Source organism: Microbacterium sp. MM2322 (assembly GCF_964186585.1).
Classification (GTDB): Bacteria; Actinomycetota; Actinomycetes; order Actinomycetales; family Microbacteriaceae; genus Microbacterium.
In genome coordinates this window covers 1,594,394-1,617,681 of record NZ_OZ075067.1, presented here as the reverse complement: position 1 = coordinate 1,617,681, position 23,288 = coordinate 1,594,394, and the positions used below count along the sequence as shown (strand labels likewise).

28 protein-coding genes are annotated in these 23,288 nt (G+C 67.5%); 22 read left to right on the top strand and 6 right to left on the bottom strand.

Annotated features, from left to right (window positions below; all coding sequences use genetic code 11):
* Nucleotides 1-24 precede the first annotated feature (24 nt).
* From ABQ271_RS07925 to mutM, 4 genes are read left to right on the top strand one after another with little or no spacing between them, the layout of a single operon-like run.
* A complete protein-coding gene (locus ABQ271_RS07925) occupies nt 25-582 on the top strand; it encodes a YceD family protein (RefSeq protein WP_349310873.1) in 558 nt (185 codons plus the stop codon).
* A 2-nt stretch (nt 583-584) separates the two neighbouring features.
* Nucleotides 585-794 carry a 50S ribosomal protein L32 gene (gene rpmF / locus ABQ271_RS07920; RefSeq protein WP_019179169.1) on the top strand — a complete coding sequence of 70 codons (210 nt, stop codon included), beginning with the start codon at nt 585-587 and terminating at the stop codon, nt 792-794.
* Between the two features lie 10 nt (nt 795-804).
* A complete protein-coding gene (gene rnc, locus ABQ271_RS07915) occupies nt 805-1,497 on the top strand; it encodes a ribonuclease III (RefSeq protein WP_349308241.1) in 693 nt (230 codons plus the stop codon).
* A gap of 6 nt (nt 1,498-1,503) precedes the next feature.
* Nucleotides 1,504-2,406 (top strand): bifunctional DNA-formamidopyrimidine glycosylase/DNA-(apurinic or apyrimidinic site) lyase, encoded by a 903-nt coding sequence (mutM, locus tag ABQ271_RS07910; protein WP_349308240.1) that lies wholly within the window; start codon nt 1,504-1,506, stop codon nt 2,404-2,406.
* On the opposite strand, the gene ABQ271_RS07905 is transcribed toward mutM, so the two are convergent.
* Together ABQ271_RS07905 and ABQ271_RS07900 are read right to left on the bottom strand one after the other, a co-directional pair.
* The gene (locus tag ABQ271_RS07905) at nt 2,403-3,491 is read right to left on the bottom strand and encodes a GNAT family N-acetyltransferase (protein WP_349308239.1); all 1,089 of its coding nucleotides are present in this window, start codon (nt 3,489-3,491) and stop codon (nt 2,403-2,405) included. The two genes, mutM and ABQ271_RS07905, sit on opposite strands and share 4 nt — an antisense overlap.
* Nucleotides 3,492-3,552: 61 nt before the next feature.
* Complete coding sequence (locus tag ABQ271_RS07900; RefSeq protein ID WP_349308238.1) at nt 3,553-3,810, bottom strand: hypothetical protein; 258 nt, start codon at nt 3,808-3,810, stop codon at nt 3,553-3,555.
* Nucleotides 3,811-4,233: 423 nt separating this feature from the next.
* Between ABQ271_RS07900 and smc the strand changes: the two genes are divergently transcribed.
* The 4 genes from smc to ABQ271_RS07880 all read left to right on the top strand — a co-directional run bounded on the left by smc (nt 4,234) and on the right by ABQ271_RS07880 (nt 9,593).
* On the top strand, nt 4,234-7,737 hold the full coding sequence (smc, locus tag ABQ271_RS07895; protein WP_349308237.1) for a chromosome segregation protein SMC: 3,504 nt from the start codon (nt 4,234-4,236) through the stop codon (nt 7,735-7,737).
* Nucleotides 7,738-7,802: 65 nt separating this feature from the next.
* Nucleotides 7,803-8,153, top strand: a complete 351-nt coding sequence (locus tag ABQ271_RS07890; protein WP_349308236.1) for an excalibur calcium-binding domain-containing protein — start codon at nt 7,803-7,805, stop codon at nt 8,151-8,153.
* A gap of 22 nt (nt 8,154-8,175) precedes the next feature.
* The gene (ftsY, locus tag ABQ271_RS07885) at nt 8,176-9,048 is read left to right on the top strand and encodes a signal recognition particle-docking protein FtsY (RefSeq protein WP_349308235.1); all 873 of its coding nucleotides are present in this window, start codon (nt 8,176-8,178) and stop codon (nt 9,046-9,048) included.
* A gap of 44 nt (nt 9,049-9,092) precedes the next feature.
* Nucleotides 9,093-9,593, top strand: coding sequence for a DUF2004 domain-containing protein (locus tag ABQ271_RS07880; protein WP_349308234.1), 501 nt, complete (start codon nt 9,093-9,095; stop codon nt 9,591-9,593).
* 5 nt (nt 9,594-9,598) lie between these two features.
* Here the strand turns inward: ABQ271_RS07880 and ABQ271_RS07875 are convergent, their stop codons facing one another.
* From ABQ271_RS07875 to lipB, 3 genes are all read right to left on the bottom strand, one after another.
* Nucleotides 9,599-9,925, bottom strand: coding sequence for a hypothetical protein (locus ABQ271_RS07875; RefSeq protein WP_349308233.1), 327 nt, complete (start codon nt 9,923-9,925; stop codon nt 9,599-9,601).
* A gap of 131 nt (nt 9,926-10,056) precedes the next feature.
* Nucleotides 10,057-11,055, bottom strand: coding sequence for a lipoyl synthase (gene lipA / locus ABQ271_RS07870; protein WP_349308232.1), 999 nt, complete (start codon nt 11,053-11,055; stop codon nt 10,057-10,059).
* Nucleotides 11,052-11,846: a lipoyl(octanoyl) transferase LipB gene (gene lipB / locus ABQ271_RS07865; protein WP_349308231.1), complete on the bottom strand. Its 795-nt coding sequence runs from the start codon at nt 11,844-11,846 to the stop codon at nt 11,052-11,054. The genes lipA and lipB overlap by 4 nt, the downstream gene beginning before the upstream one ends.
* Between lipB and ABQ271_RS07860 the strand changes: the two genes are divergently transcribed.
* Nucleotides 11,756-12,337 (top strand): TetR/AcrR family transcriptional regulator, encoded by a 582-nt coding sequence (locus ABQ271_RS07860; protein ID WP_349308230.1) that lies wholly within the window; start codon nt 11,756-11,758, stop codon nt 12,335-12,337. The two genes, lipB and ABQ271_RS07860, sit on opposite strands and share 91 nt — an antisense overlap.
* Nucleotides 12,338-12,349: 12 nt before the next feature.
* Nucleotides 12,350-13,900, top strand: a complete 1,551-nt coding sequence (gene ffh, locus ABQ271_RS07855; protein ID WP_349308229.1) for a signal recognition particle protein — start codon at nt 12,350-12,352, stop codon at nt 13,898-13,900.
* Nucleotides 13,901-13,906: 6 nt separating this feature from the next.
* On the opposite strand, the gene ABQ271_RS07850 is transcribed toward ffh, so the two are convergent.
* Nucleotides 13,907-15,064: a glutamate--cysteine ligase gene (locus ABQ271_RS07850; protein WP_349308228.1), complete on the bottom strand. Its 1,158-nt coding sequence runs from the start codon at nt 15,062-15,064 to the stop codon at nt 13,907-13,909.
* 185 nt (nt 15,065-15,249) lie between these two features.
* On the opposite strand from ABQ271_RS07850, the gene rpsP reads away from it, so the two are divergent.
* The 12 genes from rpsP to dprA all read left to right on the top strand — a co-directional run bounded on the left by rpsP (nt 15,250) and on the right by dprA (nt 23,266).
* Nucleotides 15,250-15,657 (top strand): 30S ribosomal protein S16, encoded by a 408-nt coding sequence (rpsP, locus tag ABQ271_RS07845; protein WP_349308227.1) that lies wholly within the window; start codon nt 15,250-15,252, stop codon nt 15,655-15,657.
* Between the two features lie 4 nt (nt 15,658-15,661).
* Nucleotides 15,662-15,892 carry an RNA-binding protein gene (locus tag ABQ271_RS07840; RefSeq protein ID WP_349308226.1) on the top strand — a complete coding sequence of 77 codons (231 nt, stop codon included), beginning with the start codon at nt 15,662-15,664 and terminating at the stop codon, nt 15,890-15,892.
* Nucleotide 15,893: 1 nt separating this feature from the next.
* Nucleotides 15,894-16,499 (top strand): ribosome maturation factor RimM, encoded by a 606-nt coding sequence (gene rimM / locus ABQ271_RS07835; RefSeq protein WP_349308225.1) that lies wholly within the window; start codon nt 15,894-15,896, stop codon nt 16,497-16,499.
* 1 nt (nt 16,500) lies between these two features.
* Nucleotides 16,501-17,211, top strand: a complete 711-nt coding sequence (trmD, locus tag ABQ271_RS07830; protein WP_349308224.1) for a tRNA (guanosine(37)-N1)-methyltransferase TrmD — start codon at nt 16,501-16,503, stop codon at nt 17,209-17,211.
* A 48-nt stretch (nt 17,212-17,259) separates the two neighbouring features.
* Nucleotides 17,260-17,727: an MFS transporter permease gene (locus ABQ271_RS07825; RefSeq protein ID WP_349308223.1), complete on the top strand. Its 468-nt coding sequence runs from the start codon at nt 17,260-17,262 to the stop codon at nt 17,725-17,727.
* A gap of 163 nt (nt 17,728-17,890) precedes the next feature.
* Complete coding sequence (gene rplS, locus ABQ271_RS07820; RefSeq protein WP_018188041.1) at nt 17,891-18,238, top strand: 50S ribosomal protein L19; 348 nt, start codon at nt 17,891-17,893, stop codon at nt 18,236-18,238.
* A gap of 134 nt (nt 18,239-18,372) precedes the next feature.
* Nucleotides 18,373-19,110 (top strand): signal peptidase I, encoded by a 738-nt coding sequence (gene lepB / locus ABQ271_RS07815; RefSeq protein WP_349308222.1) that lies wholly within the window; start codon nt 18,373-18,375, stop codon nt 19,108-19,110.
* A complete protein-coding gene (locus ABQ271_RS07810) occupies nt 19,107-19,766 on the top strand; it encodes a ribonuclease HII (RefSeq protein WP_349310872.1) in 660 nt (219 codons plus the stop codon). The genes lepB and ABQ271_RS07810 overlap by 4 nt, the downstream gene beginning before the upstream one ends.
* 39 nt (nt 19,767-19,805) lie before the next feature.
* A complete protein-coding gene (locus ABQ271_RS07805) occupies nt 19,806-20,129 on the top strand; it encodes a DUF2469 family protein (protein ID WP_036309185.1) in 324 nt (107 codons plus the stop codon).
* A gap of 91 nt (nt 20,130-20,220) precedes the next feature.
* Nucleotides 20,221-20,583: a YraN family protein gene (locus tag ABQ271_RS07800; protein WP_349308221.1), complete on the top strand. Its 363-nt coding sequence runs from the start codon at nt 20,221-20,223 to the stop codon at nt 20,581-20,583.
* Complete coding sequence (locus tag ABQ271_RS07795) at nt 20,580-22,106, top strand: YifB family Mg chelatase-like AAA ATPase (RefSeq protein ID WP_349308220.1); 1,527 nt, start codon at nt 20,580-20,582, stop codon at nt 22,104-22,106. The genes ABQ271_RS07800 and ABQ271_RS07795 overlap by 4 nt, the downstream gene beginning before the upstream one ends.
* Nucleotides 22,100-23,266: a DNA-processing protein DprA gene (gene dprA / locus ABQ271_RS07790; RefSeq protein WP_349308219.1), complete on the top strand. Its 1,167-nt coding sequence runs from the start codon at nt 22,100-22,102 to the stop codon at nt 23,264-23,266. Before ABQ271_RS07795 ends, dprA begins: the two co-directional genes overlap by 7 nt.
* The last annotated feature ends 22 nt before the right edge of the window (nt 23,267-23,288 follow it).

Sequence of the window (23,288 nt, the reverse complement as noted above, 5' to 3'; positions counted from 1 at the left end):
TGGACGACCGTGGTCAGAAAGCGTGTGAGTGGTCCCTTCGTCCTTCCCGTCCGAGACATCCTTCGAGCTCCGGGAGAGATGCGGGAGTTCGAGTTGACGGTTCCCGCTCCCGAGAAGTGGGGCGAAGGATTGGCCTGGGTCGACAAGGGCTCGGATGTCGAGGTCGACGTCCGTCTCGAGGCGGTTCACGAGGGGATCCTCGTCACGGCCGAGATCGTCAGCGACTATCAGGCGCAGTGCAGCCGATGCCTCATCGACCTGACACACCCGCTCGAAGTCGAGTTTCAGGAGCTCTTCGGGTATTCTGGGGACGAAGCGGCTGACTTCCAGGTTCAAGACGACCACGTGGATCTTGAAACTGGCATCAGGGATGCGATCGTCCTGTCGCTTCCGTTCCAACCGGTGTGTCAGCCGGATTGCCCCGGACTTGATCCGTCTACGGGTGAGAGGCTGACCGGAGCACCGGTCCAGGAAACCCAGATCGACCCGCGCTGGACTGCGCTGGCCGCCTTGTCGGCCCGAACCCCAGACCACGACGGCGAGGCAGTACGCCCCGCCGCCGACGACACAGAGAAGAGCTGACCATGGCAGGTAACCCCCCGAAGCGGAAGGTATCCCGCTCCAACACCCGTTCGCGTCGCGCGCAGTGGAAGGCCGAGGCCCCCACGCTCGTCAAGACCATCGAGAACGGCAAGGTCGTCTACAGCCGTCCCCACCAGGCGAAGGTCGTCACCGACTCGCAGGGCACGGAGCTGTTCCTCGAATACAAGGGCCGCAAGGTCGCCGACGTCTGATCGACGCGTCATGACTGACGCTGTCACCGATCACTCGGTGCTCACACACAAGCTCGGGGTCGACATCGACCCCGAGCTTGTGTCGCTTGCGTTGACTCACCGCTCCTATGCGTACGAGAACGGTGGCATCGCCCACAACGAGCGTCTCGAGTTCCTCGGGGACTCGATCCTCGGCATGGCTGTCACCGTGCACCTCTACCGCACGCACCCGGATCTCGATGAGGGTTCCCTCGCGAAGCGGCGCGCGAGCGTCGTCTCGACCGTCGCGCTGGCCGAGGTCGCGCGCAGCATGGGCCTCGGAGCACACCTCCGGTTGGGTCGTGGCGAGGATCAAACCGGCGGCCGTGACAAGGACTCGATCCTCGCCGACACGACCGAGGCGCTGATAGGTGCCGCGTACCTCTCCGCCGGCATCGACGACGCCACTGCTCTCGTCCTCCGTCTCGTGTCGCCGCTGATGGCCGATCCGGAGCGCTACGGCGCGGCGATGGATCCGAAGACGGCGCTCCAGGAACTCGCGGCGCGGTCAGGACTTCCGGTCCCGTCGTACACCGTCGAGGCCGAAGGCCCGGATCACCATCGCGTGTTCACGGCGACGGTTGCGGTCGGCGACGTCGCGCGCGACGGTAAGGGCTCGAGCAAGAAGCAGGCCGAGATGGTCGCCGCTCTCGCCGTGTGGCGCGAACTGTCCTCGCGAGCCTGAGCCCGCATGCCCGAACTTCCTGAGGTAGAGGTCGTCCGCGCCGGCCTCGCGCCGGCCCTCGCGGGCTCCCGGATCGACGCTGTCACGGTCCTCGACGCGAGGTCCCTCACTCGGCACGTGGGCACGGCCGCCGACTTCGAAGCCCGGTTGACCGGCCGCGGCATCGACGCGGTCGTGCGGCGCGGCAAGTTCCTGTGGATGCCGCTGCACGACGACGCTGCTCCGGCCGAAGCGATCGTGGGGCATCTCGGTATGAGCGGGCAGATGCTGCTGCGCGACTCGGGCGCCCCTGAGATCCGACACGAACGCATCCGCTTCGATGTTCGGCATCCTGTTCACGGAGAGCTCGCGATGGTCTTCGTCGACCAACGGACCTTCGGGTCGCTCGCGATCGACCGACTGGAAAGCACCCCCGATCACGCCGCGGGCGGGTGGGGGAGTGTCGACCTTCTCGTGCCATCGCAGGTCGCGCACATCGCCCGCGATCCCCTCGATCCCGCTTTCGACGAGGCGCACTTCCGCCGCGCGCTCGGACGGTCACGCTCAGCGATAAAGCGGGTGCTTCTCGATCAGAGTGTCGTCAGCGGAATCGGCAACATCTATGCCGACGAGTCGCTCTGGGCAGCGCGACTTCACCCCGAGCGACCCGCAGAAGACCTCTCGACCCGGGCCGTGGGACGCCTCCTCGGCGAGGTGCGGGCAGTACTGCACCGCGCCCTCGCCGAGGGGGGAACGAGCTTCGACGCACAGTACGTGAACGTCAACGGTCAAGCCGGATACTTCGCCCGCTCGCTCAACGCGTACGGTCGAACGGGCGAACCGTGCGCGCGCTGCGGGACCGCGATCGTGCGGGTGAGCTTCACCAACCGATCCAGCCATTACTGCCCGAGGTGTCAGCGCCCGGGCTAGTCGAGCACCTTCTTCCAGGCGCCGATGTAGGCGGCCGGAATGAACCCCATCTCCTCGTTGATGCTCAGCATCGGCCGATTCTCCTCGGCGTTCCAGGTGATGATCCGTGTCGACTCCGGAGCGATCTCCCGCCACCGGAGGATGGCCGCGCACTTGATCAGTTGGCCGAGTCGGTGACCGCGGTGCTCGCGGAGAACGAGCGTGTCCATCTGCTGGGTCGTCGCGGTCGGGTCGGCTCCTGAGCACAGTTCCGTGAACGCGACCACGTCGCCGGTCTCCTCGTGTACGGCGGCCGTGACCAGAACAGTCTGACCGGCGTCGATGTAGCGGGCGTCATGGCGTGCAAGTCGCTCGACATCCCACTTCTCCTCATCCACCTCCAGGCCTGCGGCGGGGGCATCGGTCGACATCCGGGACTTGGCCCAGGCGAAGCTCTCGCGGTACGGCTCGGGAGTGGGCAGCATCCACTGCTCCACGCGATAGCCGTCCGCATGCGCCGTGGCGTCTGCGAGCAGTGCGCGCACGTTCGCGAGGGATGCCTCGACATCCAGGACGCTCTTCCGATCGACCTGCTCGAGGGTATGGCCGTGGCGCAGGTAGTAGCGCGCCGGCCCGTCGAGCGGGATGTCGCCGAATGTCGTCGGCGACGGAAGGCGGGTGACGTCTGAGCCTTTGGGCGGCTCGGGGTGCTCGGCCCAGGACTGGAGGACCGACCTCCCGGCCTCGCGGGCGGTCTCCTCGACGACCGAGTACACGTCGCTACCGATGCCGCGCCCCTGCACGCGCTCGAGGAGTTCGACCATCCAGTAGGCGACCTGCGAGCCTTCCTCGGCGGGAAGGTCGACGATCACACGGCCGACCACATCGGCATCGACGAGCACGATCCAACACCGCTTGTCGTTGTCGGGGTTCTCGTGAAAGTGCGGCAGAAGCTGAGAAGCGGTGGCCGCTTCATCATCGTTCGCGCTGATCTCGCGGTAGATCTCATTGCGGACGTCGACCATCGCGAGGAAGTCGAGTGCGTCGGCGTCGTCGACGGACACCGGAATGGTGAGGGGACGAAGTTCGTACGGTGCGGTGGTCATGGTGTTCTCCTGGAAATCGTGGGGGACGGGGGCTGCGACGCAATCGCAGCCCCCGCGGGTGTCATCGGCGCGGAGTGAGGAGCGCACGACGGCGGTCCCATTCGGCCTCCCGTGCGTCGCGGGCGAGACGCTCGCGACGACGGGCGTCGATCTCTTCGCGGTCGGCACCGGGACGCGTGCTCCAGAGGAGCAAAGCCAGGGCCAGCCGCAGGGCGATTCGATCGATGAACGTCTGACGGGCAGTGTTGCTCGTCGGGGTGGGATGCTGCAGCGCGGCGATGACCGCCGATGTGCGCTGCGGCGCGGTGAGAGTGCGCATGACTGATCTCTTTCGATCGTTGCAGTTGATGCCGCGGACGCGGCGGAGGATCGTGCCGCAGCACGAGAGAGCACGACCGTGAGCGGGGCCGATGGCCCGGCGGACACGGGTGGTGAGGACGGAAACCGTCCGGAAGCATGGGGGGCGGGCTGCCGTCAGAGGACGGAGCTCACCTGTTCCCCGCTTAGTGGCCGGTGTGAGCGCGGGGTTCCGCTGCCGCGACGAAGGAGATGGTCCCCATGGCGAACGGGAAAGCGGTGAACGCTGCTCCGGTCGGCGTGATGTCGGTAATCATGTCGGGGACCTCCTTTCTCAGACTTCTGACGCGAGCCCCGACACTAGCGTCGCCGCGGGCGCGCCGTCAAGTGGCGCCGTCGGTTCGTCCGCTAGCGTGGACGCGACGTCGATCCCGGAGGGCCCCGCATGCACTTGAAGAGCGTGACGCTCAAGGGGTTCAAATCCTTCGCTCAGCCGACGACGTTCGCCCTCGAGCCCGGCGTGACCTGCATCGTCGGACCGAACGGATCGGGCAAGTCGAACGTCGTCGACGCCCTCGCCTGGGTCATGGGCGAGCAGGGCGCCAAGACGCTCCGCGGCGGCAAGATGGAAGACGTCATCTTCGCGGGCACGGCAACGCGCGGACCGCTCGGACGTGCTGAGGTCCAGCTCACGATCGACAACTCCGACGGCGTGCTGCCGATCGAGTACAGCGAAGTGACGATCAGTCGGACGTTGTTCCGCAACGGGTCGAGTGAATACGCCATCAACGGCGAGACGTGTCGACTCCTCGATGTTCAAGAGCTTCTCAGCGATTCCGGCCTGGGTCGCGAGATGCACGTCATCGTCGGCCAGGGGCGTCTCGACACGGTCCTGCAGGCGAGTCCTGAGGATCGGCGCGGATTCATCGAGGAGGCAGCGGGCATCCTCAAGCACCGCCGGCGCAAGGAGAAGACCTTGCGCAAGCTCGACGCCATGGAGGCCAACCTCACGAGGCTGAGCGATCTTGCCGGTGAGTTGCGACGCCAACTCAAGCCGCTCGGAAAGCAGGCTGAGATCGCCCGCGAGGCCGCCACCATCGCCGCCGTGGTTCGAGACGCCAAGGCGCGGTTGTACGCAGATGAGCTGGCACGCCTGCGAGCCGAACTGGCGGATCACTCCCGCAACGAGCAGGAGCGTCACGCCGAACGGCTCGTCCTGCAAGACCGGGCCGATGGCTTCCGGCGCCGGATTGAGGAACTCGAGAGCGACCAGCGCGCGGAGGCTGTGGATCGTGCTCGTGCGATCACGTTCGAACTCGGCCGGGTACAGGAGCGGCTGCGTGGACTGTATTCGCTCGCAGGGCAGCGTTTGTCGCTCTTGGAGGACGACGGACAGCCTGCGGACTCAGGGACGACGGTGACGCAGGCGATCATCGACGAGGCTCGCGCCGAGATCGACGAGATCGGTTCCGGCCTCGGTACGGCGCAGGATGCCGCGGCCGCTGCGGCGAGGACAGTCATCCGCGCGCGGGCCGAGCTCGATGCGCTCGACACGGATATCGCCGCGCAGAGCGCTCTCGTCTCCGAACACGACATGCGTCTCGCGTCCTTGCGGGGACGGTCGGAGGCGGCGGCATCCAAGGCCGAGGCTCTCCGAGCCGCCGTCGAGCGGCAGCAACGCGCCCTCGACGCGGCAGAGGAGCGGCGCGCGGAGTCGGAGGCGGCTCTGGCGGAGATCACCCCCGCTGCGGACGGCCCAGCCGATTCGGCTGCGGAGTACGCGGCGGCGTACGAACACGCCCAGCGGGCTGCGTCCGAATCAGAGGGCGAGGTCGGGTCGATCCGTGAGCGGCTCCACGCGGCGGAACGCGAACGCGAGTCCCTGATGGCGGAGACCGCCGCTCTCGGGCGCGCCCTCGACATCCGTAACGCCGCGGCAGCCGTCATCGCACGCGGAGGCCGCGGGATCCGCGGAATCGTCAGCGACGCGATCCGCGTCAATGCAGGCTTCGAGGCGGCCGTCGCAGCCGCCTTGGGTGCTCTTGCGGACGGGGTCCTGGTCGACGATCTGACGGCGGCTCGGGCGGTGATCGCGGTGTCCCGTGAGCATGACCTCGGGTCTGTCGACATCGCCCTCGCGGATGGGCCCGTCTCCGAACCGGCGAAACCGGCAGGCGAGTGGACGTGGGCCGCCGACGTCGTGGAAGGGCCGGACGGCATTCGCGCCGCCCTGGCGGGAATAGCGATCTCGGACGACATCGATGCGGCCTACGACGCCTGCCGCGCAGCGGCCGACGCCGGCATCCGTCTGGTCGCCGTCACCCGTGCGGGAGAGACGGTCACGGCGAGCACCGTCCGCGCCGGTTCCGGACAATCTCGGTCACGCATCGAGCTTGCCGCAGAGCGCGATTCGGCACGCGAGAGGCTGACCGAGGTCAGCGTCGTGGCGGATTCCCTCCGGGAAGGACTCGCCGACGCGCAGGCTGCGTGGGACGCCGCCCGTCAGCGGACCCGCGAATGCCTGACAGCGCTTCGTGAACACGACTCCGCCCTCGCCGCTCATGCGGAGCAGGTGAACCGGGCGACGGTCCGGCTCGAGTCCGCCGCGGCGGAGTGCGAGCGGCTGGAGGCGGGGCTTCGGCAAGCAGAGGCCGCCGCGCGCGAGGCGGACACTGCCGCGCGCGCCGCCGGTGAGGCATTCAGTTCGGTCGCGGATCTTCCGAGGCCGATCCTCGATGCGTCCGCGCGTGACGGTCTTCTCGACGCCCTCGAGGTCGCGCGAGCCCGCGAGATGGACACGCGTCTCGATGTCGAGACCTTGCGCGAGCGGGTTCGTGCCGCCGAGGCGCGGGTGTCACAGCTCGAGCGCCAACGCGAGCGCGAGCGCGCTGCAGCCGAGGCGGCTGCCCGCCGTGCGGTGATTCGCCGCGCACAGCGCGCGGTCGCGTCCGAGGTCGCGACCGCGCTGCCTCCCGTTCTCGACTCGGTCGATCGGTCGACAGCCCAAGCGCGCGTCGAGTTGGAGCGCGCCGAGCAGACGCGGACAGCCCTGACCGCCGAGCTGGCGCAGCTTCGACGAGAGGATGCCGGCGTTCGCGAGCGGCTCACCCGGGTCACGGAATCGGTGCATGGACTCGAACTCCAGATGCACGAGAAGCGACTGCACGTGCAGAGTCTGCTCGAGAGGGTGCAGTCGGAACTCGGCCTTGATGAGAATATTCTCTTGGCGGAATACGGACCGGACGTACCCGTCGGTGGCACCGAAGAGGGTGACGGGGAGGTCTTCGACCGAGAGACGCAGCTGCGACGTCTCCAGGATGCAGAGCGCAAACTCGCTCAGCTCGGCCGGGTGAACCCTCTCGCACTGGAGGAGTTCGCGGCTCTCGAGCAGCGCCACTCGTTCCTGACTGCGCAGCTCGACGACCTCGTCCGCACCCGTACGGATCTCCTCACGATCATCGAGGAGCTCGACGAACGTATGCAGACCATCTTCCTCGCGGCGTTCGAGGACACGAAGGTCGCCTTCGGTGAAGTCTTCCCGGTCCTGTTCCCCGGGGGCACCGGGTCCATTTCCCTCACCGACCCGGAGCACCCGCTTACTACGGGAATCGATGTCGCGGTTCGGCCGGTGGGAAAGAAGATCGAACGCCTTTCGCTTCTTTCCGGAGGAGAGCGGTCGCTGGCCGCTGTTGCGCTGCTGACGGCGATCTTCAAAGCCAGGCCGAGTCCGTTCTACATCCTCGACGAGGTGGAGGCTGCTCTGGATGACGCCAACCTCGGTCGCTTGCTGGGCGTGTTCGAGCAACTGCGGGAGTCGAGCCAGCTGATCGTGATCACGCACCAGAAGCGGACGATGGAGATCGCAGATGCCCTGTACGGCGTCTCGATGCGCCAGGACGGGGTCTCGGCGGTGGTCGGACAGCGGGTCCGCGAGCGAGCCACCGCCTGACCGCGGTACGTGTGTAGCCTCACCCTGGGGGAACACGTCGTTCCACGCGATCGACAGGGGTGGCAATGAAGGTTTCAGTGCGCACGGGAGCGCAGCGGACGCTGATGGCTGTGCTCGTGGCCGGTGCCCTCGCGGTCGCCCCGGCTGCTGCGGCCTCTGCAGCTCCGACGCATTCGGCTTCCGTCAGCTCGTCGCGAGTAGTGCCGGCGGCGAAGCCGGCCATCAAGACATTCGCGAACTGCACCGCGATGCACAAGACGTATAAGGGCGGCGTCGCCAAGTCGGGCGTGAAGTACAACAAGGTCAGAGGCAAGAACAAGGCATTCAAGGTCAAGCCGACCATCTCGACCGCGCTTTACAACGCCAACAAGAAGATGGACCGCGACAAGGACGGCATCGCCTGCGAGAAGGGCTGACGGCGTCAACTAGCCTGAAGTCATGGCGGAGAGCTCCTGGTCCCTTGGTCGCGCGCTGCGCGGCATGTTCGTCAAGCCGACGATCGATGAGGACACGTGGGAGAACCTGGAAACGGCTCTCCTGACCGCAGACTTCGGTCCCGACATCACGGAACGCATCGTCGATGAACTCCGTGAGAAGGTCGAGCGGTTCCGGACCACGGATCCCAAGGACCTCCAGCGGATGCTTCGCGAGACCCTCGAGGAGCACTTCGCCAAGTTCGACACGACGCTTCGCCTCAGTGAGCGACCGGCCGTCGTCCTCGTCGTCGGTGTGAACGGTGTCGGCAAGACGACGACGATCGGCAAGTTCGCCCACTATCTCCGCCGGTTCGGTCGGAGCGTCGTCGTGGGCGCTGCGGACACCTTCCGCGCGGCGGCCGTCGACCAGCTCGCGACGTGGGCCGAACGCGGCGGCGCCGCGATCGTCCGGCCTCAGCAGGAGGGGCAGGATCCGGCATCCGTCGCTTACCAGACCATCGACCACGCGATTCGCACCGGCACGGAGATCGTTCTTGTCGACACGGCCGGCCGTCTCCACACGAAGGCCGGGCTCATGGACGAGCTCACGAAGATCCGACGGGTCATCGAGAAGCAGGCGCCCATCAGCGAGGTCCTTCTCGTGCTCGACGCCACGACGGGCCAGAACGGCGTCATGCAGGCGGCTGCGTTCCTCGAGCACGCGGGCGTCACCGGGCTGGTGCTGACGAAGCTCGACGGGTCTGCCCGCGGCGGCTTCGTGCTCGCCGTGCAGGAGCGCACCGGCATCCCCGTCAAGCTTCTCGGACAGGGTGAGGGCATCGGCGATCTGACCGGTTTCACGCCCCACGTGTTCGCTTCCGCGCTCGTCGATTGACGCGCCCGGTCGCGCCGGGCCCCGAAGGCTGGTTTCATTGAGGCATGGCGATCGAGCACGACTATTTCGGACTCTTGGAGTCCGGACCCGACGGGTCGATCTTCTGGTCGGAGGTCGTGGACTTCGGTGACCAGCGGGTGACCGTCGATCTCACCGCGCCCGATCAAGACGACGTGTCGATCGACGCCCTCGATGTTGCGGCCGCGATGATCGCGGCGTTGGAGACCATCGATCTTCGTGCCCGGAACGCGATGGTGTCGGAGCTCGATGACCGCACGAGCGAAGTCACCGAGTTCATCCTTCAGCAGCAGGAAGTGCTGGGGGAGGACATCGAAGACCTCCTCGTCGACATCTCCGGGGATACCCACATGGATGTCATCCGGTCGCTGCAGCTGATGAGCATGACGATTCTCGCGGATGAGCACAGTGGGAAGGATCCCTTCGCGGTGCTCGAGTACGCGCTCGACCCGGATTCCACCGACGATGTCCTCCTGGTGAATCTGGACGTCGCCGGCGCGGTGCAATCGGTGACCAGCGCCGACTGACCCCCTCAGCCGCGCGTCGCGTGCGCCCAGTCGATGGCGTCACGCAGGGTCGCCAGGTCTCGATACCAGGTGCGAACTTCTGTGCGACAGCGCACTCGCTCGACCTGGGTGTCGTACTCTCCGCATTCCGCCATGGCCTCCGAGTCCGTCGGCGGGTATTCGGCAGATCCGTCGTAGTACTCGATCTCGAAACCGTTCTCCGCGTCTCCGGTCACGGATACGACCGTGTCCGGTGCGGGCTCTGTAGCCGGCTCCGACAGCGCCGCGTGCGGGAGAACCGCGGCGGCGAATGCCAGTCCCAGCGTGGCGGTGAGGGCAAGAGGTGTGCGCATGTCGCTCCTTCGTCGGGATGCCGATTCGTCCGGCATCCCGACGAAAATAGGAGGGTCGAACCCACCAGGTGGGATCCGCCATCACCTCGGGGGAGGAGGAGCATGCGCCGCAGGCTGGGGAGGAGGCGGTGTCACACGGCCTGGGCGAATCCCGACTCCTCGGCTTCCGCCGCCAAGTGCGCCAGAGCGGGCGGGATGTCGCGCCCCTTCGACCTCATCGATCGCGCCCAGAGGCGGCCGGCGCGGTAGGACGAGCGCACCAGCGGTCCGGCGAGGACGCCGAGGAACCCGATCGACTCCGCGAGATCTCGGAGTTCGACGAATTCCTGCGGCGTCACCCATCGTGCGACGGGGAGGTGTCGGGGGGAGGGGCGCAGGTACTGCGTCAGGGTGATGATGTCGGTGCCCGCGGCGTGCAGGTCCCTGAGGGCCTCCTCGATCTCGCGCCGCTCCTCGCCCATCCCGAGGATGAGGTTCGACTTCGTGATCAAGCCGGCATCCCGCGCCCGTGTGAGAACGCCCAAGGATCGGTCGTAACGGAATGCCGGGCGGATCCGCTTGAAGATGCGAGGGACGGTCTCGACGTTGTGGGCGAACACCTCCGGCCGCGACTCGAACACCACATCGAGCAACTCCGGGTCCCCGTTGAAGTCGGTGGCGAGCAGCTCGACACCCGTCCCGGGGTTCTCGGCGTGGATCTGGCGGACCGTCTCCGCGTTCAACCACGCACCGCCGTCGGGGAGGTCGTCTCGAGCGACACAGGTAACGGTGGCGTAGCGCAGCCGCATTCGGGTGACGCTCTCCGCGACACGTCGCGGCTCATCGGTGTCGTAATCGGCGGGCTTTCCGGTGTCGATCTGGCAGAAATCGCACCGGCGGGTGCACTGGGAGCCGCCGATCAGGAAGGTGGCCTCGCGGTCTTCCCAGCACTCGAAGATGTTGGGGCACCCGGCTTCCTGGCAGACCGTGTGGAGTCCTTCGTCCTTCACGAGAGCCTGAAGTTCCCGGTACTCCGGCCCCATCCGCGCCTTCGTCCTGATCCATTCGGGCTTGCGCTCGATGGGCGTCTGCGCGTTTCGGACCTCGAGACGAAGCATCCTCCGTCCATCCGGCGTCGTGGACGCGCTCATGCAGCCACCTCGGCTCCGAATTCGTCGACGAATGCATCCCTCACCGAGGCCAGTAGGTCGACGGGCGCGAGATTGCGTCCCAGGATGGCGCTCAGCGTCGTGACGCCCGCATCGGCGATCCCGCACGGGATGATCCTCGAGAAGGGCTCGAGTGAGTTGTCGCAGTTGAGTGCGAACCCGTGCATCGTGACTCCGCGCTGGACCCGCACGCCGATGGCGGCGACCTTGTCCAGCGACCCGCCACGATCGACCCACACACCGCTGCGTCCGTCGACGCGCATGCCCTCGACGCTGAACGACCTCGTCACCCGGATGAGCAGGTCTTCCAGACGCCGAACGTGGGCAACGACGTCCACTGGCTCGGGGAGGCGGACCAGTGGGTATCCCACGAGCTGGCCGGGGCCGTGCCAGGTGATCTTTCCGCCTCGATCCACATCGACCACGGGCGTGCCATCCAGGGGTCGCTCATGCGGAGCCGTGCGGGCCCCGGCCGTGTAGACCGCCTCGTGCTCGAGCAGAAGCACGGTGTCTCCTCGTCGGCCGTCGACGATCTGCGCATGCAGGTCGCGCTGCAGTGCCCATCCTTCCCGGTAGGGAACCAGGTCGGGCGACATGCCCACCGTGCGGATCTCGATCACAGGAGCCTCCAGAGTCAGTTGTTGGACTGCGTGCAAGAATACGCCGAAGGTAGGCTGTCCGGATGACGACAGGACGACCCCGCGCGTCGTCCCGTGAGGTTCTCTCCGAGGCGGCGTGCGAACTATTCCTCGAGCGGGGCTTCGACGCCACATCCATCACAGAGATCGCCGCCCGCGCGGGCGTGAGCAGATCGAGCTTCTTCAATTACTTCGAGTCGAAAGAAGAGATCCTCTGGTCGTCCCTCGATCAGCGCGTCGCCCGGCTGGAGAGTGCGGTGCCGGTCAGCGACCCGGTGGCGGCACTCCGTCATCTCTGCGACGGTTTCGAGCCGGACAGCCTCGCCCTCGCACTGGTCAACGCCGAGGCCATGGGCCTCACGGATGAGCTCGAGCGCGGCGCCGCCGTCCGTCAGGCCAGGATCGCGCGGGCCGTCGCGGCATCCGTCGTCGCGAAGGGAGCGGGGCCGGTTGAAGCGGCCGTGTGCGGCGCCGCACACGCCGGCGCCGTGATGATCGCCCTCGAACGATGGGCACGTGCCGGAGCCGGGCGCGCCTCGCTCGCCGACGAGCTCGAGGATGCGCTCGCGATCGCAGCCGTCACGCTGCCATCGCAGGGCGCCGGGGACACGGCCGCTCTCGTCTAAACTCGAGTCATCATGGCTACCTTCGGCACGCTCTCCGATCGGCTCACAGAGACCTTCCGCAATCTGCGCACGAAGGGAAAGCTCACGCCCGCCGACATCGACGGGACCGTGCGGGAGATCCGTCGCGCCCTGCTCGACGCGGACGTTGCGCTCCAGGTCGTGAAGGAGTTCACCGGCAAGGTGCGCGAGCGCGCTCTGGGTGACGAGGTCAACCGAGCGCTGAACCCTGCCCAGCAGGTCGTACAGATCGTCAACGAAGAACTCGTCGCGATCCTCGGCGGTCAGCAGCGTCGGCTCCAGTTCGCGAAGCAGCCCCCGACGGTGATCATGCTCGCCGGGCTCCAGGGATCCGGTAAGACCACGTTCGCCGGCAAGCTCGCGAAGCAGCTCGAGAAGGACGGCCACACCCCCCTCCTGGTCGCCTGCGACCTCCAGCGCCCGAATGCGGTCAACCAGCTCACCGTCGTCGCCGAGCGCGCAGGGGCAGCCATCTACGCTCCCGAGCCGGGGAACGGCGTGGGGGATCCGGTCAAGGTCGCCCGCGACGGCGTGGAGCACGCCCGTCGCCAACAGTTCGACACGGTGATCATCGACACCGCCGGCCGACTCGGTGTCGACGCCGAACTGATGAAGCAGGCCGCTGACATCCGTCGTGCGACCGCGCCCGACGAGGTCCTGTTCGTCATCGACGCGATGATCGGTCAGGATGCCGTCAACACGGCGAAGGCGTTCCAGGACGGCGTCGACTTCACGGGTGTCGTCCTCTCCAAGCTGGACGGTGACGCGCGCGGTGGCGCGGCGTTGTCTGTCGCCTCGGTCACCGGTCGCCCCATCATCTACGCGTCCACGGGTGAAGGTCTCGACGACCTTGAGGCGTTCCACCCCGACCGCATGGCGAGCCGCATCCTCGATCTCGGTGACATCCTCACCCTCATCGAGCAGGCGCAGCAGGCCTTCGATGAGGACGAAGCCCAGCGGGTCGCGCAGAAGCTCGCAACCGAGCAGTTCACGCTCGAGGACTTCCTCGAGCAGCTTCAGCAGGTCCGCAAGATGGGCTCGATGAAGAAGATGCTCGGCATGCTTCCCGGAATGGGGCAGATGAAGCAGCAGATCGAGAGCTTCGACGAGCGCGAGATCGACCGTACCGAGGCGATCATCCGATCGATGACGCCGGGCGAACGACGGAACCCGAAGGTTCTGAACGGTTCGCGCCGCCTCCGCATCGCCCGTGGGTCGGGAATGACCGTCACCGATGTCAATCAGCTCGTGCAGCGGTTCGACCAGGCCGCGAAGATGATGAAGACGGTCGCCCGAGGCGGTGTTCCCTCCATGCCTGGGATGGGCGCGGTCGGCGGCAAGCCCGGTGCGTCGAGCAAGCGCGGAAAGAAGCAGAAGAGCAGCGGTGGCTCGCGGTCGGGCAACCCCGCGAAGCGCGCCGCTGAGAACGCCGGGATCACTACGGCCGACCCGGCATCCACCGGCTCCGGCTTCGGTCTCGGTGCGCCCTCGCAGCCCACCGAGGCGGATCTCGCCGAGATCCAGAAGCTCTTCGGCAAGGGCTGAGCGGCTTCAGCCGACGGAGACGAACTCGCGGAGAGTGGGTCCGCCGCGGAACTCGCGGATGAGGTGCCTCACCACTTCGCGGAGATCGCCGTCGGCGGCATCGGCCACCCTGATCTGACGTTCGTAGCTTGCACCTCGATCGAGGATCTGCGTCACCTCGGCGAACTCCTTCGCGCAGTGGAGCTCCGCCGCGATGGGGGAGAGGGATTCGACGACCTCCCGCAGGTGCTCGGCCACGGGGCGCTGGCGTCCCTCGCGGTCGACGATCACCTCGGCGTCGAGGCCGTAGCGGGCGGCACGCCACTTGTTCTCCCGCACGAACCACGGCTGGATCGTGGGCAGCGTCTTGCCTTCGTCGAGCATGCGCGAGAAATGCTCCGCGAGCACCTGTACCAGTGCGGCGACGGCCGCCAGCTCGGGAAGGGTCGACATCCCGTCACAGGCGCGGATCTCGATCGTGCCCCACCGCGGGGCCGGCCGGATGTCCCACCGGACCTCCGTCGCATCCGCCATGACTCCGGTGCGCTCCATGTCGCCGAGGTAAGCCTCGTACTCGGCCCAGGACTCCAAGGGCCAGGGGAGGCCCGCGGTCGGAAGCTGCTGGAAAACGAGAGCGCGGTTGGATGCGTAGCCGGTCCGGTCGCCAGCCCAGTACGGGCTCGAGGCCGAGAGCGCCTGCAGGTGAGGCAGGTACGCCGAGAGCGCATTGATCATCGGGAAGACCTTCGAGACGTCCTCCACACCTACGTGGACGTGGATGCCCCAGATCATCATGTTGCGCCCCCACCACTGGGTGCGCTCGATGAGCTTGTGGTAGCGCGTCTTGTCGGTGACCTGCTGGTCGTACCACCGCGCGAACGGGTGGCTGCCGGCGCAGAGGAGCTCGACACCCTGGGGGTCGGTGACGGTGCGCACCAGGTCGATTGCGTCGCCGATGTCGTCGACGGCGGCCGCGACGGTGTCGCCGACGCCGCTCGTGACTTCGATCGTGTTGGTGAGGAGCTCACCGGTGACGGTGTGACGCTCGTGGCGGGTCTGGTCCTCGATCTGATCGAGGATTCCGGGTGCCGCCGGGACCAGATCACCGGTATCCCCGTCGGCCAGCATGATTTCCCACTCGATCCCGACGGACGAACGGGCGGATGTGGCGAAGGTCACCGTCATGCGCCCAGTGTGGCACGCCGATCCTGCGGTTCGCGGCATCCCCTCGCGTCTGGCAGAATAGACGGTTGGACCGCCTTGCCCGACCCTCTATCCGGCTCGGAGGTCCACCGCAGAGCTCCCGCCGGGTGTGCACCCCACGCTCCAGGCGACGTTCAACATCACTCGCAACACCATTCAGGAGAATTGTGGCTGTCAAGATCCGTTTGAAGCGTCTCGGTAAGATCCGTGCGCCCTACTACCGCATCGTCGTCGCCGATTCGCGCACCAAGCGCGATGGTCGTGTCATCGAAGAGATCGGCAAGTACCACCCGACCGAGCAGCCCTCGTTCATCGAGGTCGACTCGGAGCGCGCGCAGTACTGGCTCTCCGTCGGCGCGCAGCCGACCGAGCAGGTCGCTGCGATCCTCAAGCTCACGGGCGACTGGGGCAAGTTCAAGGGCGACAAGGATGCCGTGTCGACCGTGAAGACCCGCGAGCCCAAGGCTCCGTTCGAAATCGACTCGTCGAAGAAGTCGGTCGTCAAGCCCAAGGCGGAGAAGAAGGCCGACGCGCTTGCCGCCGAGGCTGCTGACGACGCGACCGAGTCCGAGTAATACCTTGCTGGCCGCCGCGCTCGAACACATCGTCAAGGGGATCGTCGATCACCCGGACGACGTCACCATCGCCTCCAGCACGTCGCCCCGCGGCGAGGTGCTCGAAGTGCGTGTGCACCCCGATGACCGGGGTCGTGTGATCGGGCGCGGCGGGCGCACGGCGAAAGCTCTGCGCACCCTCATCTCCGCCTTGGCCGACGGCACGCGGGTCCGCGTCGACGTCGCGGACGACTGACGTGTCGGCACAGTCGGCCCGCACGCAGTTGCGCGTCGGGCGCCTCGTCAAAGCGCACGGCCTCAAAGGCGCCCTGAAGCTCGAGCTCTTCACCGATGACCCCGACGGGCGTTTCGTCCCCGGTGCGGTCTTCACTCTGCAGGTCCCGGAGTCCTCGCCGTGGCACGGCAAGACGGTGACCATCAAAGAGTTCAAATGGATGAACTCCCACCCCGTGGTCTTTCTGGACGGGATCGATGACCGCTCTGGTGCGGAGTCGATCGTGCGGGCGATTCTCTGGGTCGATCAGGACTCCGCTGCACCGGTCGTCGAAGACGACGCCTGGTACGACCACCAGCTCGTCGGGCTCGACGTCGTACGCGACGGCGCCGTCGTCGGTCGGGTGGCACGCGTCGATCACTTCCCGGCTCAGGACCTCCTGAGCGTCCAACTCACCGGTGAAGGGGACCGCGAGGTCCTCGTGCCCTTCGTGAAGGCGATCGTTCCCGAGGTCGACATGGCGGCGCGCCGTCTCGTCGTCACTCCGCCCGCCGGGCTGTTCGAAGACCTGCCGTCCGACGACGACGCGCCGGACGAGTCCGGCGACGAGGATTCCGTCGGGTCCTGACGTGCGCATCGACGTCGTCACGATCTTCCCCGCCTTCTTCGACGTCCTCGAAGTCTCACTGCTCGGCCGCGCGCGCGGCGCCGGGCTCCTCGACATCCGGGTCCACGACCTCAGAGACCACGCGACCGACCGGCACCGCACCGTCGACGACACGCCCTACGGCGGAGGCGCGGGCATGGTCATGAAACCGGAGCCCTGGGCGCTCGCCCTCGATGAGATCGCAGCCCGCGATGAGCAGGATGCGGGTGACGCGGCATCCGGACCGCTCTTCGTCTTCCCGTCGCCTGCGGGGGAGCGCTTCACGCAATCCACGGCACGCGAGTGGAGCGCCGAACCGCACCTCGTCTTCGGATGCGGACGGTATGAAGGAATCGACGAGCGGGTGTTCGCCTACGCCGCGACGATCGGGCGCGTGCGTCTGGTCAGCCTCGGAGATTACGTCCTGAACGGCGGCGAGGTCGCGGCGATGGCGATGATCGAAGCAGTGGGACGCCTCGTACCCGGCGTGGTCGGAAACCCCGAGAGTCTCGTCGAGGAGTCCCACGAGGATGGTCTCCTCGAGTACCCCTCGTACACCAAGCCGGCCTCGTGGCGAGGCTACGACGTCCCTGATGTCCTTCTCAGCGGCCATCACGGACGCGTGGCGGACTGGCGGCGCGAGCAGCAACTCGAGCGAACCCGCACCCGTCGGCCTGACCTCCTCGCCGACTGAGCGCGTCGGCGCCGAGCCCGTTCGCCCGCGTCGGCGTAGCATCAGAGGATGCCTCTGCGTCGCGGATTCTTCTTCTGGCTCCTTCCGAGCGCGGTCATCCTGCCGCTGTGGCTCCTCATCGGATGGATCGTGTCGGACGCGGGTGGGTGGGCTCTGGCCTGGGTCCTGATCATCGCCATCCCGTCCGTGCTCGTGGGGCAGCTCGTCCTCACTCTCCTCATCCGTTCTCGCGGGACCGTCCGCCACACCCGCACGGTGTCGTGGTGGGATGCCGCGGGCGTCGGCCTCTGGCATGTTCTGACGATCGCCGTCGGGTTCTTCAACCGGGACTGGTTCTGGCCGCTGCTGATCGCGGCGACGGTCGTGTTCCTCGCCGTGTTCTGGTCGTCGCTGCGTCAGCTGCTGCAGGAGGCCAGCCCGTCCGTCATCCTCCGTCGCTACACGGCGGCCGCCGATCGGGGGCGCGCCGACCCCTCGGTCGTGGTCTTGGAGGAGAAGCGCGACCCGCTGCTCTGACGAGGTTTGGCCGCGGTCTGCATCCATGGCAGAATGGACGATTGTGCCCTGACAGATCTCTGCCTCAGGGGAGTTCGGAGCCGCATCGGCGCCGACAGGGCACCGCATCCTTTCTCCTCTAACTCTCGCGGTCGACCTGTGGCGGTCGCAGGAAGTGACGATCATGCAGATCCTCGACTCCGTCGACGCAGCCTCGCTGCGGTCCGACATTCCCGTCTTCAACGCGGGTGACAACGTGAAGGTCCACGTCAACATCACCGAGGGCAACCGCTCGCGCATCCAGGTTTTCCAGGGTGTCGTGATCGGTCGTTCGGGTGACGGCGTCCGCGAGACTTTCACGGTTCGCAAGATCAGCTTCCAGGTGGGCGTCGAGCGCACCTTCCCGGTGCACAGCCCCGTGATCGACCACATCGAGGTCGTCACGCGCGGTGACGTGCGTCGCGCGAAGCTTTACTACCTCCGCGAGCTCCGCGGCAAGAAGGCCAAGATCAAGGAGAAGCGCGACCGCTAAGCGCTTCTTCGACGGATGCCCCGGGACCACGGTTCCGGGGCATCCGTCGTTCCCGGGTGTTTCGATGCTCTGTGCGGCCCTCATGTGCGACGCTGGTGGATGGTCGCCGAACCCCGGCACCGGTGAAGGACAGCATGACCACCGACTCCCCGTCGCCCGCTTTCGACAGCGACACCAGCGCCCGTTCCCGCCGCGGGCCGTGGCCGTTCATCCGCGACGTGCTCGTCATCCTGCTGGTCGCGATTCTCGTGTCCTTCCTCGTCAAGACGTTCCTCGTTCGGTCGTTCTACATCCCCTCCGGCTCGATGGAGCGGACGCTCCTCAAGGGCGACCGGATACTCGTCGACGAGTTGACCCCCCGGTTCGGCGGCTACGAGCGAGGTGACGTCGTCGTCTTCCGCGACCCCGGGGGGTGGCTTCCGACGACGTACCAACCCGAGCAGCCTCCGCTGACGGCGGCGGTGGATTGGCTCGGGTCGCTCGTGGGGCTCACCGCGTCGGACAGTGAGGACCACCTCATCAAGCGGATCATCGGCCTGCCGGGTGACCATGTCGTCTGTTGCAATGCGATCGGACAGGTGACGGTGAACGACGTGCCGATCGACGAGACCCCCTACCTCGACCTCGGCCCGTCGCAATCGGCTCCCGGCGAGTTCGACTACGACGTCACCGTCCCGGAAGGATCGATCTGGGTGCTGGGGGACAACCGCGACAACTCTCAGGACTCGCGCTATCAGCAGGAGCAGCCGGGGCGGGGCTTCGTCCCGATCGACAACATCGTCGGTCGCGCATTCCTCATCACCTGGCCGTTCGACCGCTTCGGGATGATCGACTCGCACCACGACGTGTTCACCGGGGTTCCGGCGCCATAATGGCCGTCGTGCCGACCCTCGCGCTCGAGCGGCGCCTGTTGCGAGAGCACGCCCTTGTCATCGCCTGCGACGAGGTCGGCCGGGGTGCGCTGGCAGGGCCCGTCGCTGTCGGCGCGGTGGCGGCGGATGCGGCCTTCAGCCGGCGACGGATCCCTCAGGGCCTTCGGGATTCCAAGCTCATCGTCGAGCCCCGGCGTGCCGACGTCGCCGAGCGTGCGCGCGCGTGGGTTCCCGCTCACGCTGTGGGGTGGGCATCGGCTCAAGAGGTCGACGATGTCGGCATCATGCGGGCGCTCGGACTCGCAGCCGTCCGTGCAATCGAAGACCTCGCGGCTCAAGGCGTCGATGTCGGGGCGGCGCACGTCATCCTCGACGGCAACTACGACTACATCACCCCGGTCGCCGCTGTGGCGCGGAGCGTCCAGCCCATCGTGAAGGCGGATCGGGATTGCGCATCGGCGTCGGCGGCATCCGTCATCGCGAAGGTCGCGCGCGACGATCACATGACTGCGCTCGATGAACACGCGCCGGTCTACCGGTGGGCGCGGAACAAGGGGTACGCCAGTGCGGAGCATCGCGCTGCCATCGAGTGCCACGGTTTGAGCACGCATCACCGGGCATCGTGGGCGATCGCCGCGGCCCCGACGCTGTTCTAGGTTCGAGGCCGCTGACCGCCCGCATAGGATGGACTCACCATGGATGACGAAGTCTTCGAGGACTACGACCGCGAGCTCGAGCTGGCCCTGTACAAGGAGTACCGCGACGTCGTCGGTCAGTTCCAGTACGTGATCGAGACCGAGCGCCGGTTCTACCTCGCCAACGAGGTCAATGTCGTCCGTCGCGACACCGAGCACGACTTCTACTTCGAGATCTCGATGAACGACGTGTGGGTGTGGGACATCTACCGCGCGGATCGATTCGTGAAATCCGTCCGCGTCCTCACTTTCAAGGACGTGAACGTCGAAGAGCTGCAGCGCCGCGATTTCCAACTTCCCGAGGAGCTGTCGCTCGACGGCTGAGTCTCCTCCCCAAAGGGGGGCAGCGCGAGTCGATCCACGGATCCGATGGTGACCGAGGGGTGAGGTCGGTCATGTCCCCAGAGTGGGGGGCATGGCAGCGAAAGACGACCTCGGCCGAGCGGGTGAGCAGCGCGCGGAGATGCATCTCCGCGCCCAGGGATATCGGATTCTCGATCGGAATTGGCGCAGTCACAGCGGTGAGATCGACATCGTCGCAGCGCGCGACGGCGACCTCGTCATCGTCGAGGTCAAGACACGGCGCGGGGAGTGGTTCGGTCACCCGTTCGCAGCGGTGCACGCGCGTAAGCGAGACCGGCTGTGGCGACTCGGTGCCGCGTGGGTGGTGGCCCACCCGGATGCCGCCCGCGGGCGGCGGCTGAGGCTCGATGTGATCGGCATCACGGGACCCGATCCCGAGTCCGCCGTCGTCGAGCACCTCGAGGACCTCCGATGAGCCTCGGGCGAACCTGGTCGGTCGTTCTCACCGGTCTGGTGGGTGACATCGTCGAGGTCGAGGCTGACCTGTCCAATCAGATTCCCGGCTTCTCGATCATCGGGCTCGCCGACAAGGCGCTCGGGGAAGCTCAACAGCGCGTCCACAACGCGTGTGCGAACAGTGACCTGCCGCTCCCGCGACGTCATGTCACCGTCAACCTGTCGCCGGCGAACCTCCCGAAGCGTGGATCCGCGCTCGACGTGGCCGTCGCCATCGCTGCGGTAGCCACGGAAGCCCCTCTCGACCGGCAGTCGCTCGCCGAGACCGTTCATCTCGGCGAGCTCGGGCTCGATGGGCGACTTCGACCGGTCTCAGGGGTGCTGCCCGCGGTGATGGCCGCGGCGAGAGCCGGCTTCAGACGGGTGATCGTGCCGCACGGCAATCTTCCCGAGGCGGAGCTGGTCGAGGGTATCGAGGTGCGGGGTGCGGTCAGCCTGCGCGATGTGGCCCGGGCGCACGGGCTCGATGTTCCCGACGTGGTCACGGATCCCGTGCCGGCGCCGGGCGATGCGGCATCCGACGACGTCCAGGTCCCCGATCTTGCGGACGTGATCGGCCAGCGGGATGCCGTCGACGCGCTCGTGGTCGCCGCTGCAGGCGGGCACCATATCCTCATGAGCGGTCCACCCGGCTCCGGGAAGACGATGCTGGCCAAGCGCCTGCCGGGGCTTCTTCCCGATCTCGATGACGAGACGGCACTGCAGGTTGCATCGATCCGATCGCTCGCGGGCCTCGCCGTGACGACTCTGCAGCGTCGGCCCCCATTCGAGGCGCCCCACCACACGGCCTCCGCGGTAGCCCTTGTGGGCGGCGGGAGCCGTACGGTGCAGCCCGGCGCGATCGCGCGCGCGAGTGGTGGCGTGCTCTTCCTCGACGAGGCGGGCGAGTTCAGCAGTCACGCGCTCGACGCCCTCCGGCAACCGCTCGAGTCCGGTCGCATCGAGATCCACAGAGTCGGATTCCGAGCGGTGCTCCCGGCACGGTTTCAACTCGTTGTGGCGACCAACCCCTGCCCATGCGGCAACTACGGCGTACCGGGCGGCGTGTGCTCGTGTCCGTCGCTCGCGATCCGTCGCTACCTCGGCCGACTCTCCGGACCCCTGATCGACCGGATCGACATCGAGCTCGGCCTCCAGCGTGTGTCCGGTACGCACAGCGTTACGGCGGGGCTGACGACCGACGAGGCGCGCGGGCGCGTCGCAGGTGCCCGTGAACGGGCGGCCCGTCGTCTGGTCGACACGCCGTGGCAGACGAACAGCGAGGTCGAAGGGACATGGCTCCGATCCGGACCACTCCGCCCCGACCCGACCATCACTCGTCCGCTCGACGAGGCGCTCCACCGCGGCTCTCTCACCCTGCGGGGGTACGACCGTGTCCTCCGCGTCGCATGGACGCTCGCGGACCTCGCCGGGAGAGATCTTCCCAATGCTGCCGACGTCGGGGGCGCGCTGTACCTGAAGCGCGGAGCCTCGCCGTGCTGAGCGTCAGCCCACAAGAGCGTGCTGCGCGCCTGGAGGGCCTCGTGTCGCCCGACGTGGTGGAAGACACGGATGCCGTCGCCCACCATTACGCGCACGCAGCCTGGTCATGCCTCACCGAACCCGGTGACGGCGTCGCGGGTGCGTTGATCGCCGAAATGGGAGTTGTGGATGCTCTCGAGACCGCGCTCGGCTCCGGCGGGAGGACGACCCCGGCCCTCGAGGCAGGCCGGAAGCGCTGGCAGGCGCGCGTGGAGACCATCGAGGACGCGTTCGACCGTGCGAAGCGCGCGGGAGCGCGGCTCATCGTGCCAGGGAGCCCGGAGTGGCCGCAGCGAGTCGACGACCTCGGCGTCCACGCTCCGCGAGCTCTGTGGGCCCGCGGCGACCTCGAGGCGTTGAGTCGCGACCGGGCACTCGCCCTCGTGGGCGCCCGCGCGGCTACGGGCTATGGGGAGCACGTCACGGGGGAGCTCGCGACGCACCTCGCCCGGCGGGGGGTGACGATCGTTTCGGGCGGTGCATACGGAATCGACGGCATGGCACACCGAGGATGCCTCGCCACCGGCGGCACGACAGTCGCCGCGCTCGCGGGCGGCGTCGATCGGGCGTATCCCGCTGGGCACGCCGACCTTCTCGGACGTATCGCCCAGGGACCGGGGGTGGTGATCGCCGAGGTGCCGTGCGGCACGCCGCCCACGAAGTGGCGCTTCTTGCAGCGCAATCGCTTGATCGCCGCCCTGAGCGATGCGACAGTCGTCGTCGAAGCGGGGTGGCGGAGCGGCTCCCTGAACACCGCCGGGCATGCATCGGCGCTCGGCCGTCCGCTCGGAGCTGTTCCCGGCCCGGTGACGAGTGCAGCATCCGCAGGGTGTCACCGGTTGCTCCGGGAGTACGACGCCCGCTGCGTCACCTCGGCCGACGACGCGTGCGAGCTTCTGGGCACACTGGGTGACGAGCGGCCGACACCCACCGACCGGACGGACGACCGGACCCGCGTGCTCGATGCGCTGAGCGCGCGCAGTCCGCGATCGCCGGACGACCTCGCCCGCCGCGCCGGCATTGCTCCCGACGAGGTCCGCGGCCTTCTCGCAATGCTCGAGCTCGACGGTCGGGTCAGGCGCGGCTCCGACGGGTGGCGGCGAGTGACGTCCTCGAGCTGACGAATGCACGGTGCGGATGCGG

Excerpts from the sequence above, each read along its gene's own strand:
- rpmF (WP_019179169.1), top strand. The coding sequence starts at position 585 with ATGGCAGGTAACCCCCCGAAGCGGAAGGTATCCCGCTCCAACACCCGT.
- rnc (WP_349308241.1), top strand. The coding sequence starts at position 805 with ATGACTGACGCTGTCACCGATCACTCGGTGCTCACACACAAGCTCGGG.
- ABQ271_RS07795 (WP_349308220.1), top strand. The coding sequence starts at position 20,580 with ATGAGCCTCGGGCGAACCTGGTCGGTCGTTCTCACCGGTCTGGTGGGT.
- lipA (WP_349308232.1), bottom strand. The coding sequence starts at position 11,055 with ATGAGCGCGTCCACGACGCCGGATGGACGGAGGATGCTTCGTCTCGAG.
- ffh (WP_349308229.1), top strand. The coding sequence starts at position 12,350 with ATGGCTACCTTCGGCACGCTCTCCGATCGGCTCACAGAGACCTTCCGC.
- ABQ271_RS07860 (WP_349308230.1), top strand. The coding sequence starts at position 11,756 with ATGACGACAGGACGACCCCGCGCGTCGTCCCGTGAGGTTCTCTCCGAG.
- ABQ271_RS07800 (WP_349308221.1), top strand. The coding sequence starts at position 20,221 with ATGGCAGCGAAAGACGACCTCGGCCGAGCGGGTGAGCAGCGCGCGGAG.
- ftsY (WP_349308235.1), top strand. The coding sequence starts at position 8,176 with ATGGCGGAGAGCTCCTGGTCCCTTGGTCGCGCGCTGCGCGGCATGTTC.
- lipB (WP_349308231.1), bottom strand. The coding sequence starts at position 11,846 with ATGTGGCGTCGAAGCCCCGCTCGAGGAATAGTTCGCACGCCGCCTCGG.
- ABQ271_RS07900 (WP_349308238.1), bottom strand. The coding sequence starts at position 3,810 with ATGCGCACTCTCACCGCGCCGCAGCGCACATCGGCGGTCATCGCCGCG.
- mutM (WP_349308240.1), top strand. The coding sequence starts at position 1,504 with ATGCCCGAACTTCCTGAGGTAGAGGTCGTCCGCGCCGGCCTCGCGCCG.
- ABQ271_RS07825 (WP_349308223.1), top strand. The coding sequence starts at position 17,260 with ATGCCTCTGCGTCGCGGATTCTTCTTCTGGCTCCTTCCGAGCGCGGTC.
- rplS (WP_018188041.1), top strand. The coding sequence starts at position 17,891 with ATGCAGATCCTCGACTCCGTCGACGCAGCCTCGCTGCGGTCCGACATT.
- ABQ271_RS07875 (WP_349308233.1), bottom strand. The coding sequence starts at position 9,925 with ATGCGCACACCTCTTGCCCTCACCGCCACGCTGGGACTGGCATTCGCC.
- smc (WP_349308237.1), top strand. The coding sequence starts at position 4,234 with ATGCACTTGAAGAGCGTGACGCTCAAGGGGTTCAAATCCTTCGCTCAG.
- ABQ271_RS07850 (WP_349308228.1), bottom strand. The coding sequence starts at position 15,064 with ATGACGGTGACCTTCGCCACATCCGCCCGTTCGTCCGTCGGGATCGAG.
- lepB (WP_349308222.1), top strand. The coding sequence starts at position 18,373 with ATGACCACCGACTCCCCGTCGCCCGCTTTCGACAGCGACACCAGCGCC.
- ABQ271_RS07905 (WP_349308239.1), bottom strand. The coding sequence starts at position 3,491 with ATGACCACCGCACCGTACGAACTTCGTCCCCTCACCATTCCGGTGTCC.
- ABQ271_RS07880 (WP_349308234.1), top strand. The coding sequence starts at position 9,093 with ATGGCGATCGAGCACGACTATTTCGGACTCTTGGAGTCCGGACCCGAC.
- ABQ271_RS07805 (WP_036309185.1), top strand. The coding sequence starts at position 19,806 with ATGGATGACGAAGTCTTCGAGGACTACGACCGCGAGCTCGAGCTGGCC.
- ABQ271_RS07890 (WP_349308236.1), top strand. The coding sequence starts at position 7,803 with ATGAAGGTTTCAGTGCGCACGGGAGCGCAGCGGACGCTGATGGCTGTG.